Genomic DNA, 15,038 nt, shown 5'->3' with positions numbered 1-15,038 from the left:
GGTGAATGTCAGCGTAACCGGCGATTTTCTCACGGGCGGGGTCCGGCCGGGCCAATGCCCCGGCCCGGCGCTGGCCGCCGCCGCGGCGCGGCGGCGATGCATCGAAAAGTGTAGCGGCCAGCCCAGGCTGGGTGCGGGCTGCAGGGCCTTGGTGCTACTAGGCCTGTGGCGCTTCGGCCGAGAGGAATTCCTCGATCAGCGCGGCGACGGCCTGCGGCTGGTCATGGTGCAGCATGTGGCCTGCGTCCTGCACCAGGGCCGTGCGGCAGTCGCGCACGTGCAGCAGGCGCTCGTGGTAGTCGGCCAGGGTGTATTGACCCTTGAACCACATGCCCAGGCTGTCGTCGCTGGCTTCCACGGCCAGGGTGGGGGCCACGATGCGTTCGTAGAGCGCCAGGGTCTCGTCGGCGCGGTAGATGTAGGGCCGCACGATCTTGTGGGCCGCATCGCCCAGGATGCGCCAGCGCCCGTCGGCGCCGGGGCGGGCCCACTGGCGGGCGAGCCAGGCGGCCTTGTCCTGCGCGAGGCGCGGGTTGGTCTTCATGAGCCGCTGGGCGACGCCTTCGGCGCTGTCGTAGCTCTTCAGGTCCTTTTCGCCGCGTTCGTACTGTGCCAGCTCGTCCAGCCACTGCGCGTAGCGGTCGGGCGCCTTGGCGGCGGGCACGTCGGGCATGCCGAAGCCTTCGAGGTTGACCAGGCGCCGGATGCGCGAGGGCCGTGCGCCCGCATAGGTCATGGCCACGTTGCCGCCCATGCTGTGGCCCACGAGATCGACAGCCTCGCCGGGGGCGTAGTGGTCCAGCAGGCGTTCCAGGTCGCCCAGGTAGTCGGCCATCTGATAGTGGTCGCAGGGGGCGGCGGGAATCGTCAGGCCGAAGCCGCGCCAGTCGGGGGCGATGATGCGGCGTCCTGCGGAGAAGGCGCTGGAGAACGCGTCCACCACGAACTGGTAGGAGGCGCCCACGTCCATCCAGCCGTGGACCAGCACGAGCAGCGGCCGGTCTGCATCGCCACCTTGATCGCCACCTCCTTCGTCCCAGAGGCGCACGTGGTAGTCGAGGTTGCGGAGGGCGAGCGTTTCGGTGCGGCAGGGGCGGGCGGGCTGGTACATGGGCGGCGATTATTCCGGAACGCGCTGGGCGCACTGGCTCGCGGGCGACAGCCCCTCTTCTGCAGACCTGGCAGGCGGCCCGTAAACTGCGCCGCTTGTCCGTCCAAGAAAGCCATCTTTTCATGATGAACACCGTTCCGCTGGGCCAGAGCGATCTGCGCGTCACCCCCATCTGCCTGGGCACCATGACCTTCGGCGAGCAGGTGGCCGAAGCCGATGCCCACGCCATCCTCGACCGCGCGCTGGAGCGCGGCGTCAACTTCATCGACACGGCCGAGATGTATGCCGTGCCTGCCCGCGCCGAGACCTTTGGCGCCACCGAAACCATCATCGGCCGCTGGTTCGCCCAGCGCCCCGGCGCCCGCGCCAAGGTGGTGCTGGCGACCAAGGTGGCCGGCCCCTCGCGCGGCATGCCCTGGGTGCGCGAAGGCCAGGGGATGACGGCGGCCGACATCGTGGCCTCGTGCGACGCCAGCCTGAAGCGCCTGCAGACCGACGTGATCGACCTCTACCAGATCCACTGGCCCGAGCGGCACGTGCCGGCCTTCGGCACGCTGTATTACGACCCGGCCAAGGAAACGTCGAAGACGCCGATCCGCGAGCAGCTCGACGCGCTGGCCGGGCTGGTCCAGGCGGGCAAGGTGCGCCACATCGGCCTCTCGAACGAGACGCCCTGGGGCGTGCATGAATTCGTGCGCCTGGCCGAGGCCCACGGCCTGCCGCGCGTGGCCACGGTGCAGAACCCGTATTGCCTCGTCAACCGCAGCTGGGACAACGGCATGGACGAAAGCTGCCACCGGCTGGACGTGTCGCTGCTGGCCTATTCGCCGCTGGCCTTCGGCCTGCTGACGGGCAAGTTCGACCAGCATGCGCCCACCGACGCCGGCGCGCCGCAGGGTGCCCGCATCGCCCGCTACGAATCGGTGCGCAAGCAGCGCTGGGGCCGGCCCGAATCGCTGGCCGCCGCCCGCCGCTACAACCAGCTGGCGCGCGACCACGGCCTCACGCCCACGCAGCTGGCGCTGGCCTTCTGCTACCGCAGCTGGCGCGTGGCGAGCACCATCATCGGCGTGACCTCGATGGCGCAGCTGGACGAGGACCTGGACGCCTGGAACACGCAGCTGTCGCCCGAGTTGCTGGCGGCCATCGACGCCATCCGCTGGGAGCTGCGCGACCCGGCGCAGTGATGGGGGCATCCCCCTGAGGCGCTGCGCGCCTTCCCCCTTCTCTCGAATCGCTGCGCGATTCGGGAAGGGGGACAACGCCGGTGGACGGGCGGAGCCCGATCCACGGCGTTCGCTGGCTTGGCCTGCTCCGCGGCCTTCTGATTCTTTGGGAGGCGAGTGCGGCTGGCGGTAAATGGCGGGTGGTTCGGCGGCCGAGGTTGTCGCCAGTGCTTGAGGTTTGGAGTCAAAATGGCCGTGAGCGCTTGTGGATCAAGCGCATGACGCTATCATTTCTGAAGTATGGCCAAGAAAGACAAGACCGCGCATGTGAGCGAGACGCCGGCCACGCAGCTGCTGCGTGCGCACAAGGTGGCGTTCACGGAGCATCCCTACGAATACGTGGAGCACGGCGGCACGGCCGAGTCGGCGCGGCAGCTGGGGCTCGATGAGCATGCGGTGGTCAAGACCCTGGTGATGCAGGACCAGGATGCGAAGCCGCTGATCGTGCTGATGCACGGCGATTGCAAGGTGTCCACCAAGAACCTGGCGCGGCAGATCGGCGCCAAGTCGGTCGAGCCCTGCAAGCCCGAGGTCGCCCACCGCCACAGCGGCTATCTGGTGGGCGGCACATCGCCGTTCGGCACGCGGCGCGAGATGCCCATCTATATCGAAGAGACCATCCTGGCGTTGCCGCGCATCGCCATCAACGGCGGGCGGCGTGGCTTTCTGGTGCAGCTCGATCCGCAGGTATGCGTCGAACTGCTGGGCGCGCGGCCCGTGCAGTGCGCGCTGGCAGAATAGCCAGCCTTCCGGCGGCCGGCCCTGGCCGGCCGGACGCCGACGACGATTCCTCCTTTCTCCGAGACAAGACCTTGACCGCCCTGTACCCGCTCCTTGCCACCATCGCCGCCTACCTGCTGGGCTCGCTGTCCTTCGCCGTGATCGTCAGCCGCGTGATGGGCCTGAACGATCCGCGCACCTATGGCAGCAAGAACCCGGGCGCCACCAACGTGCTGCGTTCGGGCAGCAAGGCGGCTGCCGTCGTCACGCTGCTGTTCGATGCGCTCAAGGGCTGGCTGCCCGTGGTGCTGGTGCGCTGGTTCGGCCAGCCCTATGGCATGGAAGAGGGTACGCAGGCGCTGGTGGGCCTGGCGGCCTTCCTGGGCCACCTGTGGCCGGTGTTCTTCCGCTTCCAGGGCGGCAAGGGCGTGGCCACGGCGCTGGGCGTGCTGCTGGGCGTGAGCGGCTGGCTGGGCCTGGCCACGCTGCTGACCTGGATCATCATCGCCTTCTTCTTCCGCTATTCGTCGCTGGCTTCGCTGGTGTCGGCGGTCTTCGCGCCGGCCTACTACGTGCTGGGCGGCGGCGTGGCCTGGGACGGCGATGCGCGCATCGGCCTGTCGATCGCCGCCATGTCCGCATTGCTGGTCTGGCGCCACCGCGAGAACATCCAGCGCCTGATGGCCGGCACCGAGTCGCGCCTGGGCTCGCGCAAGAAGTAGCCGAAGCGCGGCACTCCAGTCATGGCGGGGCAGGGCGCCCACGCCGTTCAGGCAACGGCCGGTGCGAGGCCTGACGCCTCGGCGAAGGCGTAGCCGCCCCCGCCTTTCTTGGCAGCGTACATCGCCAGGTCGGCGGCATGCAGCACATCGTTGCCCGAGGCCGAATACGCCGGTGCCTGCGCGATGCCGATGCTGGTGCCGACCTCCACCCAGTCGCCCGAGTTGAGCTGGATCGGCTGCGCCACCACTTCGATGATGGATTGGGCCACTGCGGTGACGCGGGCGGTGTCGTCCGTGCGCATGAGCACGGCGAATTCGTCGCCGCCCAGCCGGGCGAGCGTGTCTGTGGCGCGCATGAGCTTGCGCATGCGCTGGGCGACGGTGGTGAGCACCACATCGCCGGCCTCGTGCCCATAGGTGTCGTTGACCTGCTTGAACTTGTTCAAGTCCATGAGCATGACGGTGAACCCCCCGCCCGTGAGGCCCAGGCTCTCTTCGGCATGGCGCAGCCGGGCCTGGAACAGGCGGCGGTTGGCCAGGCCCGTCAGCGCGTCCTGCTGCGCGACGCCTTCGAGCGGGTTCACCACCCGCCGCGTGATCTGGTGTGCGGCGATGATCGAAACCGCCGAGCTGAGCACGATGCTGATGGCGAAGAGCCCCTCCAGCTTCAGGAACGGCGACAGCACCGGCGCGAAGGGTTTGGCGGCCACCACCTGCACCACGTGCCCGGCGATGCCGCCCATGGGCATCATCTTGACCCGGTACGACTCGCCCGAGGGCGAGGTGATGGTGGAGTTGTCGGCCGAGATCTCTTCATGGATGGTGCGGCCCGTGAAAAGATCCTGGGGCAGGGTGGAAGCGTGGATGGTCCACGGCGACTGGGGGCTGGTGCGCGAGACGTAGGCCATCGCCAGCTGCGTCATGTCCGTGAACTGGGCCGTCGATTCATCGGTGATGCGGAAGGCCAGGTACATGTTGGCGATGGGCCGCGGCGCGCGCACGACGATCTTGACCCAGCCATAGAGCGGAATGCGGGCCCCGCCGTCGGGCAGCGGCATCAGGTTGCCCTGCTTCTCATTGACGTGCGAGACGAGCTCCGTCAGTTCCTTGTCGGTCTGGACGTCACGTTCCTTGAAGAAGGCGGAATTGGAGGCCCGCGCCATCAGCCGCTGCTCGGTGTCGGTCAGCACGATCAGGTCGGCGCCGGTGCGCGCCAGCTGGCTCACGAGCGCGGATTCGATCGTGGTGCGGTTGCCGTTGCCGATGGCGTCCAGCAGGCCGTAGTCCTTGGCGACCAGCTGCGAGGTGAGCACCCGGTATTCGCGCCGGGTGTTGCGGGTGAAGGCGTAGGTGTCGGCGCCGGCCTGCAGCGCTGCGTCCACGCTGTTGAGCGCGATGCGCCGGTTGGCCAGGTGCAGGAAGACGAAGGCGGCGATCTGCGCGGCGATCAGCGCAGGTACCAGCAGGAAAAGGATCTTGTGGCTGGATCGTTGGAAATAAGTGAGTCTGCGCATGGGTTCCTGTCTCCTGGCCTTCCGCGGCATCGTCGCGTGGCTTCCGCCCCATGCTTGCGGCCTGGTCACCCTCTGCGGGGGTTGTGATTGACATTAACCGACATCTCACTGACGTTGTACTGACCCCTGCCCAGGTCTGTGCGTCGGACAGCTGCAGGCATTTCGCAGCTTCCGTTCTGCGGAATTCAGGGGCCGCAGCCGCGCTGCGGCCCCAGGCATCACAGGAATTGCGCCCGCAGCCCCACCATCACGCGGCGGCCGGCCGCGGGTTCGTAGAAGCGGCCGTTGCCGTCGTTCACGATGACCGAGCCGACGTAGTTGCGGTCGAACAGGTTGTCCAGCCGTGCCCAGAGCTGCCAGCGCGGCTGGCCGGAGCCGCCTGCTGCGCCGCCGCCGATGGTGTAGCCCGCGCGCAGGCCCACCACGGCGAAGCCGGGCGCGGCGGCGGTGTTGGTGTCGTTGACCTGCACCTTGCTGGAGATATCCAGCGATGCGCCCAGCTGCCAGGCGGCCGTGGGGGCGTAGTCCAGCGCCAGCTGCGCCACCTGGCGCGCCGTGCCCGGAACGCGGTTGCCTGCGGCCACGCGGGCGTTGTTGGCGCCGGTGTAGGGGCTGCCGAAGTAGGCATCCAGCCAGGTGTAGGCGGCGCGCGGTGTCCAGGCGCCGGCCTTGGCGCTCCAGGCCAGTTCCAGGCCGCGGCGGCGCACGTTGTCGGCGTTCTGATAGACGGTGCGGCCGTTCACGGTGGCGGCGGGCACGATCTCGTCGCGGCTCCTGGCGTCGAACAGCGCGCCTTCCACGCGGTGGACCGCGCCCTGCCACTTGGCGCCCAGCTCCACCTGCCGGCTGCGCGATGCGGCCAGGCCGTAGTTGGGCCCGGTGTTGTTGCGGCTGTAGGCCATTTCGGCGAGCGTGGGCGTCTCGAATCCCTGGCCCACGTTGGCATAGAGGTTCAGCTGCTCGCTCGCGGCCCAGACCAGGCCCACGGCCGGGCTGGTCTGGCTCCAGCTGCGCCGGCCGCTGTCGTCCGGGCTGTTGGCGTTGACGAAGCGGTCGTCCACCGAGGCGCGCACGCGGCTCATGCGCAGCCCGGCGATGGCGCGCCACTGCGGTGCGATCCAGGCATCGACCTGCGCGAACAGGTCGGTGTTGCCCGCGCGGTCCTGCTCGTTGCGGCGCTGGGCGCCGTTCTGGCCGTTGTTGTTGACGAAGCCCTGGCGGTGTTCGGACTGGCGGTCGGCGTCCAGGCCCACCGTCCAGGTCAGCGGCAGGCCCGAGGGCATGCGGGTGGCATGCGTCCAGGCCAGGCCCAGGCCGTAGTAGTCGCGGTCCAGGTCCACCACGCCGCCGGAGCTGGTGGCGGCCGCGCCGCTGAACGACAGGGTCTGCGTGAGCTGGCGGTTGCCGCCGTAGGCGCGGGCGCGCACGCTGTCGTGCTCGCCCAGGCGCCGCTCCAGCACCACGCCCAGCTGGTTCTGCGAAATGGACTTGCGCGTGTCGAAGGTGTAGGCCTCCGCCGGGGCCTGGCGCGGGTTGACCTGCCACTGCGCGCGCGTCAGGCCCAGCGGGTCTTGCGACAGGGGCTGGTCATACAGGTTGACCAGGGTGGTGATGGTGGTGTCGGCATCGGGGCGGGCCACGAGCTTGCCGTTCAGGTGGGTGCGGCGCGCGGCGCTGTGGTCGCGCCAGCCGTCGGTCTCGAAGCGCGAGACATCGACCAGCCCGCCCAGGGTGCGGTCGCCGAAATCGACCGAGGCATCGGCCAGCCGCTGGCCGTAGGAGCCCGCCGCCACCGAGGCCTGCGCGCCGCCGCCCGGGCGTGGGTCGCGCGTCGTCACCTGCAGCACGCCGCCGGCGGAATTGCCGTAGAGCTGCGCCAGCGGGCCGCGCAGCACGTCGATGTGCGCGGCCGACTGCAGCTGCGCCGTGGCGGCCTGGCCCTGGCCGTCGGGCATGGTGGCGGGAATGCCGTCCACCAGGATGCGCACGCCGCGCACCCCGAAGGTGGAGCGCGCGCCGAAGCCGCGCACCGAGATCTGCAGGTCCTGCGCGTAGTTCTGGCGGTCCAGCGCCACCACGCCGGGCTGGCCGGCCAGCAGTTCCGACAGGTTGACCAGCGGCGTGGGCGCGGTGAAGCTGTCCACGTCCACCCGCGTGTAGCTGGCCGCGGCGTCGAAGCGGCGCTGCGCCTCGGCGCTGCCGCCCGGCACGTTCACCGTGGGCAGCGTGGCAGCGCCGGCCGCTGCCTGGGCGAAGGCGGCGGGCGTGCAGGCCAGGGCGGCACACAGGGCGATCAGCGGGTGGGATTGCGCCAGGGACGGCGGCAGAAAGCGAAGAGGAGGGCGCTGGGACATGGCGGGGGACCGAAAGCGGCAGGGGATGGAAAGAGAAGAAGGAAGCCGGGCGCGCATGGGCACCGAAGAGGCGGCGAGGATACAGGCGCGGAGCCTGGGAACGTGTGCAAAGGGCAGGCGCTGTTGCTTATAGTCCTCAGTCATCGGGCGGCTCGCGCCTCCCGGGGCCGCATCCCGGCGGGCCCCTCGTCCTGTCTCATCCGTTCGCCTTCTTGTCCATCCATGCCTCCCTTCGCGCTCCTGTGTATCGCCATCGTGGCCGAGGTCATCGCCACCTCGGCCCTCAAATCGTCCGACGGCTTCCAGCGGCTCTGGCCTTCGGTGCTGTCCGTGGCCGGCTACTGCCTGGCCTTCTTCATGCTGGCCCAGGTGATGAAGAGCATTCCGACCGGCGTGGTCTATGCCATCTGGTCGGGCATGGGCATCGTGCTGATCTCCATCGTCGGCTGGGTGCTGTACGGCCAGAAGCTCGATGCCGCGGCCATCGCCGGCATGGCCTTGATCGTGGCCGGGGTGGCGGTGATCCAGCTGCTGTCCAAGACCGCGTCGCACTGACCCGCTGGTTCAAGACCCAATCGCCCTGCGGCGCAGGTGGAACGGGCGCGCTGCGCTTTTATTTTGATAGCAAGCGGCGGACGGGCCGCTGGCTGACAGACAGTGCGCGCGGCAGCGGGCCAGACTGCGGCCTCTGTCCCTCCTGACGAAAGTCCACCCACCATGCCCCAGCCCCGCGCCTTCGCCCGCCGCCATCCCCTGCATACCCGCTGGCCCGCCCTGGCGCTGGGCCTGATCGCCGCCGCCGCGCTGTCGGCCTGCGGCGATACCGCCAAGCTCCCCTTCGAGGCCGGCGTGGGCCCGGCGCCCACGCTGCCCGAGCCCAACAAGTCGCTGATCCCCACCGTCAACATCGCTCCCGCCGAAGGCTGGCCGCAGGGGCAAAAGCCCGTGCCCATGGCCGGCATGCAGGTGACGGCCTTCGCCCAGGGGCTGGACCACCCGCGCTGGCTGCTGGTGCTGCCCAACGGCGATGTGCTGGTGGCCGAGACCAACACGCCCCCGAAGGCCGAGCCGCCGGACCAGGGCGTGTGGCAGAAGCTGCGCGGCTGGGTGATGGGCAAGGTGATGGCACGCGCCGGCTCCGGCGCGGCGCCGCCCAACCGCATCACGCTGCTGCGCGACACCAACGGCGACGGCGTGGCCGACACCCGCAGCGTGCTGCTGCAGCAAGGCCTGAATTCGCCCTTCGGCATGGCGCTGGTGGGCAATGAGCTCTACGTGGCCAACACCGATGCGGTGGTGCGCTTTCCGTACCAGACGGGCCAGACGCAGATCGCCGCCGCGCCCGCCAAGGTGGTGGACCTGCCCGGGCTGCCCTTCAACCACCACTGGACCAAGAACCTCATCGCCAGCCCCGACGGCGCCAAGCTCTACGTGACCGTGGGCTCCAACAGCAACGTGGCCGAAAACGGCATGGAGGCCGAAGCCGGCCGCGCCGCCATCTGGGAAGTGGACCGCGCCACGGGCGCGCACCGCCTCTTCGCCAGCGGCCTGCGCAACCCCAACGGCCTGGGCTGGGCGCCCGGCACCGGCGCGCTCTGGACGGTGGTGAACGAGCGCGACGAGATCGGCAGCGACCTCGTGCCCGACTACCTCACCTCGGTGAAGGACGGCGGCTTCTACGGCTGGCCCTACAGCTACTACGGCCAGCATGTGGACCAGCGCGTGCAGCCGCCGCAGCCCGAGCTGGTGGCCCGCGCCATCTCGCCCGACTACGCCCTGGGCAGCCACGTGGCCCCGCTGGGGCTGGCGTTCTCCGACCCGGCGCGCGACAAGGCGCTGCCGCCGGCGCTCGCCAGCGGCGCCTTCATCGGCCAGCACGGCTCCTGGAACCGCAAGCCGCGCAGCGGCTACAACGTGGTCTTCGTGCCCTTCGTGGGCGGCAAGCCGCAGGGCCAGCCGATCGAGGTGCTGAGCGGCTTCGTCAGCCCCGAGGGCAAGGCCTGGGGCCGCCCGGTGGGCGTGGCGCTCGATGCCCAGGGCGGCCTGCTGGTGGCCGACGACGTGGGCAATGCCGTGTGGCGGGTGAGCGCGGCCCCGGCCCGCTGAGACCCTGTGTTCAGGGGCGGCGCGAAGCGGTGAGCGCCACGCCGCCCTGCAGCCGCTCCAGCACCGTGGCGCGCAGGCTGGCGGGCGCATCGGCCAGCAGGGCCGGCCATTCGGCCTGCGCCCGCGCTGCCGCCTCGCGCGCCCAGGCCACGTAGCGCGACGGGCGCAGCAGGCCGGCGGCCTTGAGCAGCGCCTCCAGGTCGGCCCAGGTCAGGGCGCGCAAACTCTTGTCGATGGCGCGGTTCACGGCGTATTGCGTGGGCGGCGTGCCCTCGAAGAAGGCGGCCACGCAAACCGGGTCGTAGAGCGGCGCCAGGCAGGGCGTGCGGCCATCGGGATAGATCAGCGCCCAGTTCTTCAGGTGCGCGTCGGTATTGCCCAGCAGGGTGAAGGCGACCATGCGGGTGACGAATTCGCGCACGTCCTGCACCGGCCGGCTGCTCAGGCGGTCGAGCACGCGCAGCATGGTGGCGCCGTCGTGCAGCAGGCCGCGGCCGTACTTCTGGCGCGGCGTATAGCCCAGCACCTGGTTGAACTCTTCCATGTGGATGCGCGAGCCATCGGGCAGATGGTCGAAGCGCTGCACGGCCAGCAGCTTGTCGAAGGGCAGGCTCTCGGGCAGGTCGGCCTCGGCGCGGGTGACGATGGCGGCCTCCGCGCAGTCCAGGCCCAGCGCTTCGCAGAGCCGGTAGCCCGTGAATTCGTTGTCCACCAGATCGGGGTGCGCGGTGGTGGGCAGCTTGAGGATCACGCTGCCCGCCGCGCCCCGGCGCCGCACGACGTAGCGGCGCCCGTCCTGCACGGCGCTGAACTTGGTCACCACGCCGGGCAGCGACGCGGCGTCTTCCACCGGGTATTCGACGAAGCCGGGCTCCAGCACGTCCAGCCCCTGGGTGGTGTGCCAGTGGCGCACCACGTCGGGAATGCCTTCGCGCGGCGGCACGGGCTCGACTTCCAGCGCACCCATCAGGTCGTGGCCGGCGGCGGCCAGCAGCTCGAATTCGTCGTCAGGCCCGCAGCCGCGCTCGCGCGCCAGGCGCTCGCGGTTGTGGCCTTCGGGCAGCAGGTTCTGGAAATACGCCGGCCAGCGCCCGTCGGTGCGCACCAGCCGCGCATCGCGGGCCGAGGCCAGGATCTGCCGCGTGGCGGCCTCGCTGTCGCCCCGGTAGGCCAGGGAGAGGGTGGGGCGGCCGGGGTCTGCGATGTAGTCCGCATCGAAGGACACGCGCAGGATGTCGCCGTACTGCGAGAGATAGCCGATGCCCCGCCGCCCGCCGCCCAGCGCCGCAGGCTGGTGCAGATAGAGGCGCAGATAGCGGATGGCGGTGGACATGGCTGAAGCTTGGGCTCGGGGCGGGGCCTAGCCCTGGCGCAGGCCGTCCACCACGGAGGGCGGCGCATCCGCGCCCGGCGGCTGGCCCAGAAAGCGCCCGCCGGCCTGGATGAAGGCCTGCAGCTCGGGCCTGAGCGCGCTGGGCACGGCGATCAGCTCCATGCCCAGCACCCGGGCCATCTCGGCCAGCGTGGAGAAGCGCGGGTCCAGATCGCCGCCTTCGGTGCGCTGCACCGTCATGCGCGACAGGCCAGCGCGCTCGGCCAGCTGCGCCTGGGTGAGCTGCTGGGCCTTGCGGGCGGCGGCCAGGCTGGCGATCAGCGAGGGAGAGGTACTTTCATTCATGATGATGTTTATACGCTTTTTATGGGAGAAGCGTATTTTGAATGGCTTTATTGCGCTTATTAGGCCGGTGCCGGCAGCACGCTGCCTCTTCGCTGCGCGAAGCGCCGCCCTTCCTGCATCAGCCATTCGCCCACCCATTGCATCGCCGTGCCGGGCTGCGGCAGGGTCACGTAGGAATAGGCGGCGTGCGAGACCACGCAGCGGCCGAAGAGCGGCACCAGGCGCCCGGCGATCACATCGTCCAGCACCAGCGCGGCGCGGCCCATGGCGATGCCCCGGCCCGCGAGCGCCGCGCTCAGCGCCAGCTGCGAGAGGTTGAATTCGGGCCCGCCGCCCCAGGCCGGCAAGGGTGCGCCCACCTGGCTCAGCCAGTGCTGCCACTCCTCATGGGGGCGGGCGCCTTCCCAGGGCGTGCTGTCGTGCAGCAGCCAGTCGCCCTGCAGCTGGGCAGGCTCCTGCAGGCCCGGGTGGGCCGCCAGAAAGGCGGGGCTGGCGACCGGGATCAGCCATTCATCGAGAAACACGCTGGCCTGCAGATCGGTGTAGCCGCCCAGGTCGAAGCGCACGGCGGCCTCGATGCCGCCCTGCACCATGCGCGTGCGGTCCAGCCGGTGGAATTCTCCGAACACGCGCAGGCCCACCTCGGGGTGCAGGCGCAGGAAATCGCCCAGGCGCGGCGTGAGCCACTGCATGGCGAACGAGGGCGAGCAGCTCAGGGTGGCGATGGGCGCCTGCGCCTCGCCTCGCCGCTGCATCTGGCCCAGCGTGCTTTCGATGGCCTCGAAGCTCTCGCGCAGCACCACCGCCAGCCATTTGCCTTCGGGCGTGGGCACCAGGGCGCGCGGCGTGCGCAGGAACACGGGGCGGCCCAGCCACTGCTCCAGCTGCTTGACCTGCTGGCTGACCGCACCCTGGGTAATGCAGAGTTCGGCCGCCGCGCGGGTGAAGCTGCCATGGCGGGCAGCGGCATCGAAGGCGCGCAGCCAGGCCAGCAGGGAGGGGGAGAGTCGGATATCCATGGTGTGGGACGGGCTGCACCGGGCGGCTGTTGGGCCTTGAGGCATGAGTCTGGCTAATGGCAGCGAGCAATATAAATGCTTTGTGTGCTGGCCGCCCCCGGCCCAAGAATGCGGCACATGACTTCTGACTGCCACGTTGCCGATCCCACCTTGTCCAGCATCCGCCATGCGGAGCCCGTGCTCTGGGCCAATCCCGCGCGCGCCGCCGACCTGCCGCCCGTGCTGGATGCCGGCGGCCAGGGCATTAGCCTGGATGATACGAAGGCCGCAGCCGCCCGGCTGGCGCGCTGGGCCGGGGCGCTGGCCGAACTGTTCCCCGAACTGCAGGCCACCGGCGGGGTGATCGAATCCCCGCTGCTGCCCGCCGAGGCGCTGCGCCCGGCGCTGGGCCTGCCGGCGCAGGCCGGCGCGATCTGGATCAAGGCCGACCACAGCCTGCCGGTGGCGGGCTCCATCAAGGCCCGGGGCGGGCTGCACGAGGTGCTGGAATTCGCCGAGCGCCTGGCGCTAGAACATGGCCTGGTGGATTCGGCCACCCCGCCCGGTGCGCAGGTGCAAGCCTGGCGTGCGCTGGCCTCGCCCAGCGCCAAGGCGCTGTTCGGCCGCTACACGGTGGCGGTCGGCTCCACCGGCAACCTGGGCCTGAGCATCGGCGTGGCCGCGTCGGCGCTGGGCTTCAAGGCCGTGGTGCACATGTCGGCCGACGCCAAGGAATGGAAGAAGGCGCGCCTGCGCCAGCGCGGCGTGCAGGTGGTGGAGCATGCGGGCGACTACGAACGCGCCGTAGCCGCCGGCCGCGCCGAGGCCGAAGCCGACCCGTTCTGCCACTTCGTCGATGACGAGCGCTCGCTCTCGCTGCTGCTGGGCTACAGCGCCGCGGCCCTGCACCTGCAGGGCCAGCTGCAGCAGGCGGGCATCGCGGTGGATGCCGGGCATCCGCTTTTCGTCTATCTGCCCTGCGGCGTGGGCGGCGCGCCGGCCGGCATCGCCTTCGGGCTGCGGCAGCTGCTGGGCCCGCACGTGCATTGCTTCTTCGCCGAACCCGTGCAGTCGCCGTGCTTTCTGGTGCAGATGCTGGCGGGCGCGGGCGCCCACCCCTCCGTCTATGACCACGGCCTGACCAACGCCACCGAGGCCGATGGCCTGGCCGTGCCGCGCGCCTCGCTGCTGGCGGCGGAGCTGATGCAGCCGGTGATCTCGGGCTGTTTCACCGTGCGCGACGACAACCTGTTCCGCCAGCTGGTGCAGGTGCTGGACGCCACGGGCCAGCGCATCGAGCCTTCGGCCGCGGCCGGCTTCAGCGGCCCGGCGCTGCTGGTGGGCAGCGACGCCGGCCGGCAATGGCTGCAGTCCACGGGCCTGGAAAGCCGCCTGGCGCAGGCCACGCATCTGGTCTGGACCACGGGCGGGCTCTTCGTGCCGGCCGCCGAGTACGAGCGCTTCGAGCAGCGGGGCCGGGCGCTGCTGGCGCAGGCGCCCGCTGCCTGAGCCTCGGGCTCCGTCTCCCCCCATTTTTCGCTTCCGCTTCCGTTTTTCGTCAACTGCCGTCTGAGAGAACCGCCATGAACCGCAAGAAGATGATGCTGTCCCTGCTGCTGCCCGCAGCCCTTTGCGCGCTGGGTGCGTCCGCGCCCGGCGTGGCCGCGGCGGCCGAGGCCTATCCCGCCCGGCCGATCACGCTGGTCATTCCGTTCCCGCCGGGCGGCGCCACCGACGTGCTGGGCCGCCTCATCGGCAAGAAGCTGGGCGACGTGCTCGGCCAGAGCGTGGTGATCGACAACCGCGCCGGCGCGGGCACGGTGATCGGCGCGAGCTATGTGGCCAAGGCCGCGCCCGACGGCTACACGCTGCTGATGAGCTCGGGCACGACCTTCACCGTCAACCCGGCGATCCGCGCGCGGCTGCCCTACGACCCGGTCAAGGGCTTCGAGCCCATCGGCATGGCGGGCCGCACCGGGCTGATCCTGCTCGCCGGCAAGGACGTACCGGTGCGCGACGTCAAGCAGCTCGTCGCGTTGGTGAAGGCGGCGCCCGACACCTATTCCTACGGCTCCTACGGCACCGGCACCACCTCGCAGTTCGCGGGCGAGATGTTCTTCAACGCCGCCGGCCTGAAGATCCAGCACGTGCCCTACAAGGGCAGCGCGCCGGCCATGGTGGACCTGATGGGCGGGCAGATCCCGTTCACGGTCGATACCGTGGCGGCGGCCGTGCCGCAGCTCAAGGACGGCAAAATCCGCGCGATCGCCGTCACCTCGGCGCATCGCTCGCCGCTGCTGCCGCAGGTGCCCACGCTGGCCGAAAGCGGCTACCCGGGCGTGGAGATGGACACCTGGCTGGCCGTGGTGGCGCCCGCCGGCCTGCCGCCGGCCGTCAAGACCCGGCTGGAGCAGGCGCTGGCCACCACCATGGCCGACCCCGGCACTCGCCAGAAGCTGCTGGACAATGGCTTCGAGCCGGTCTTCATGCCCGGCAAGGACGTCAGCGCGCTGATCGAAAAGGAACTGCCCCTGATGCGGGCCATCGCCCAGCGCGCCGGCATCAAGGCGGACTGAGCACCCACGGCCCGGCCGTCCGGGCCCCTCTCT

The 15,038-nt window shown here is 70.4% G+C and carries 13 protein-coding genes; 7 read left to right on the top strand and 6 right to left on the bottom strand.

The genetic code is table 11. From position 1 onward, the window contains the following. Positions 1–157: 157 nt before the first annotated feature. Positions 158–1,111 carry an alpha/beta fold hydrolase gene (locus BM070_RS10430; protein ID WP_092939519.1) on the bottom strand — a complete coding sequence of 318 codons (954 nt, stop codon included), beginning with the start codon at positions 1,109–1,111 and terminating at the stop codon, positions 158–160. A 125-nt stretch (positions 1,112–1,236) separates the two neighbouring features. Here BM070_RS10430 and BM070_RS10425 point away from each other — a divergent pair, with 125 nt between their 5' ends. The 3 genes from BM070_RS10425 to plsY all read left to right on the top strand — a co-directional run bounded on the left by BM070_RS10425 (position 1,237) and on the right by plsY (position 3,779). Next, entirely contained in the window at positions 1,237–2,298 is a 1,062-nt protein-coding gene (locus BM070_RS10425; RefSeq protein WP_092939562.1) for an aldo/keto reductase, read from the top strand. A 279-nt stretch (positions 2,299–2,577) separates the two neighbouring features. Continuing rightward, positions 2,578–3,078 carry a Cys-tRNA(Pro) deacylase gene (gene ybaK, locus BM070_RS10420; RefSeq protein ID WP_092939518.1) on the top strand — a complete coding sequence of 167 codons (501 nt, stop codon included), beginning with the start codon at positions 2,578–2,580 and terminating at the stop codon, positions 3,076–3,078. Between the two features lie 71 nt (positions 3,079–3,149). After that, entirely contained in the window at positions 3,150–3,779 is a 630-nt protein-coding gene (gene plsY / locus BM070_RS10415) for a glycerol-3-phosphate 1-O-acyltransferase PlsY (protein WP_245785173.1), read from the top strand. A 47-nt stretch (positions 3,780–3,826) separates the two neighbouring features. Here plsY and BM070_RS10410 read toward each other — a convergent pair whose 3' ends face one another. Together BM070_RS10410 and BM070_RS10405 are read right to left on the bottom strand one after the other, a co-directional pair. Next, a complete protein-coding gene (locus BM070_RS10410) occupies positions 3,827–5,293 on the bottom strand; it encodes a diguanylate cyclase domain-containing protein (RefSeq protein WP_092939516.1) in 1,467 nt (488 codons plus the stop codon). Positions 5,294–5,511: 218 nt separating this feature from the next. Further along, complete coding sequence (locus BM070_RS10405; RefSeq protein ID WP_092939515.1) at positions 5,512–7,647, bottom strand: TonB-dependent receptor family protein; 2,136 nt, start codon at positions 7,645–7,647, stop codon at positions 5,512–5,514. Positions 7,648–7,869: 222 nt separating this feature from the next. On the opposite strand from BM070_RS10405, the gene BM070_RS10400 reads away from it, so the two are divergent. Continuing rightward, the gene (locus BM070_RS10400) at positions 7,870–8,202 is read left to right on the top strand and encodes an SMR family transporter (protein WP_092939514.1); all 333 of its coding nucleotides are present in this window, start codon (positions 7,870–7,872) and stop codon (positions 8,200–8,202) included. Between the two features lie 162 nt (positions 8,203–8,364). Beyond that, the gene (locus tag BM070_RS10395; protein ID WP_092939513.1) at positions 8,365–9,753 is read left to right on the top strand and encodes a PQQ-dependent sugar dehydrogenase; all 1,389 of its coding nucleotides are present in this window, start codon (positions 8,365–8,367) and stop codon (positions 9,751–9,753) included. 10 nt (positions 9,754–9,763) lie between these two features. Here BM070_RS10395 and BM070_RS10390 read toward each other — a convergent pair whose 3' ends face one another. The 3 genes from BM070_RS10390 to BM070_RS10380 are packed head-to-tail and all read right to left on the bottom strand — an operon-like array spanning position 9,764 to position 12,450. Continuing rightward, positions 9,764–11,086 (bottom strand): type II toxin-antitoxin system HipA family toxin, encoded by a 1,323-nt coding sequence (locus BM070_RS10390; RefSeq protein ID WP_092939512.1) that lies wholly within the window; start codon positions 11,084–11,086, stop codon positions 9,764–9,766. A 27-nt stretch (positions 11,087–11,113) separates the two neighbouring features. Continuing rightward, positions 11,114–11,431 (bottom strand): helix-turn-helix domain-containing protein, encoded by a 318-nt coding sequence (locus BM070_RS10385; protein ID WP_092939511.1) that lies wholly within the window; start codon positions 11,429–11,431, stop codon positions 11,114–11,116. 59 nt (positions 11,432–11,490) lie between these two features. Next, entirely contained in the window at positions 11,491–12,450 is a 960-nt protein-coding gene (locus BM070_RS10380; protein ID WP_092939510.1) for a LysR family transcriptional regulator, read from the bottom strand. A gap of 108 nt (positions 12,451–12,558) precedes the next feature. On the opposite strand from BM070_RS10380, the gene dsdA reads away from it, so the two are divergent. Both dsdA and BM070_RS10370 read left to right on the top strand, forming a co-directional pair. Then, entirely contained in the window at positions 12,559–13,938 is a 1,380-nt protein-coding gene (gene dsdA, locus BM070_RS10375; RefSeq protein WP_175518465.1) for a D-serine ammonia-lyase, read from the top strand. A 74-nt stretch (positions 13,939–14,012) separates the two neighbouring features. After that, positions 14,013–15,005 (top strand): Bug family tripartite tricarboxylate transporter substrate binding protein, encoded by a 993-nt coding sequence (locus BM070_RS10370; RefSeq protein WP_092939509.1) that lies wholly within the window; start codon positions 14,013–14,015, stop codon positions 15,003–15,005. Positions 15,006–15,038: the final 33 nt, after the last annotated feature.

It is taken from the genome of Paracidovorax wautersii, assembly GCF_900113035.1.
Classification (GTDB): domain Bacteria; phylum Pseudomonadota; class Gammaproteobacteria; order Burkholderiales; family Burkholderiaceae_C; genus Paracidovorax; species Paracidovorax wautersii.
The sequence above is the reverse complement of the archived record's forward strand: the minus strand, read 5'-3'. Positions and strand labels throughout refer to the sequence as shown.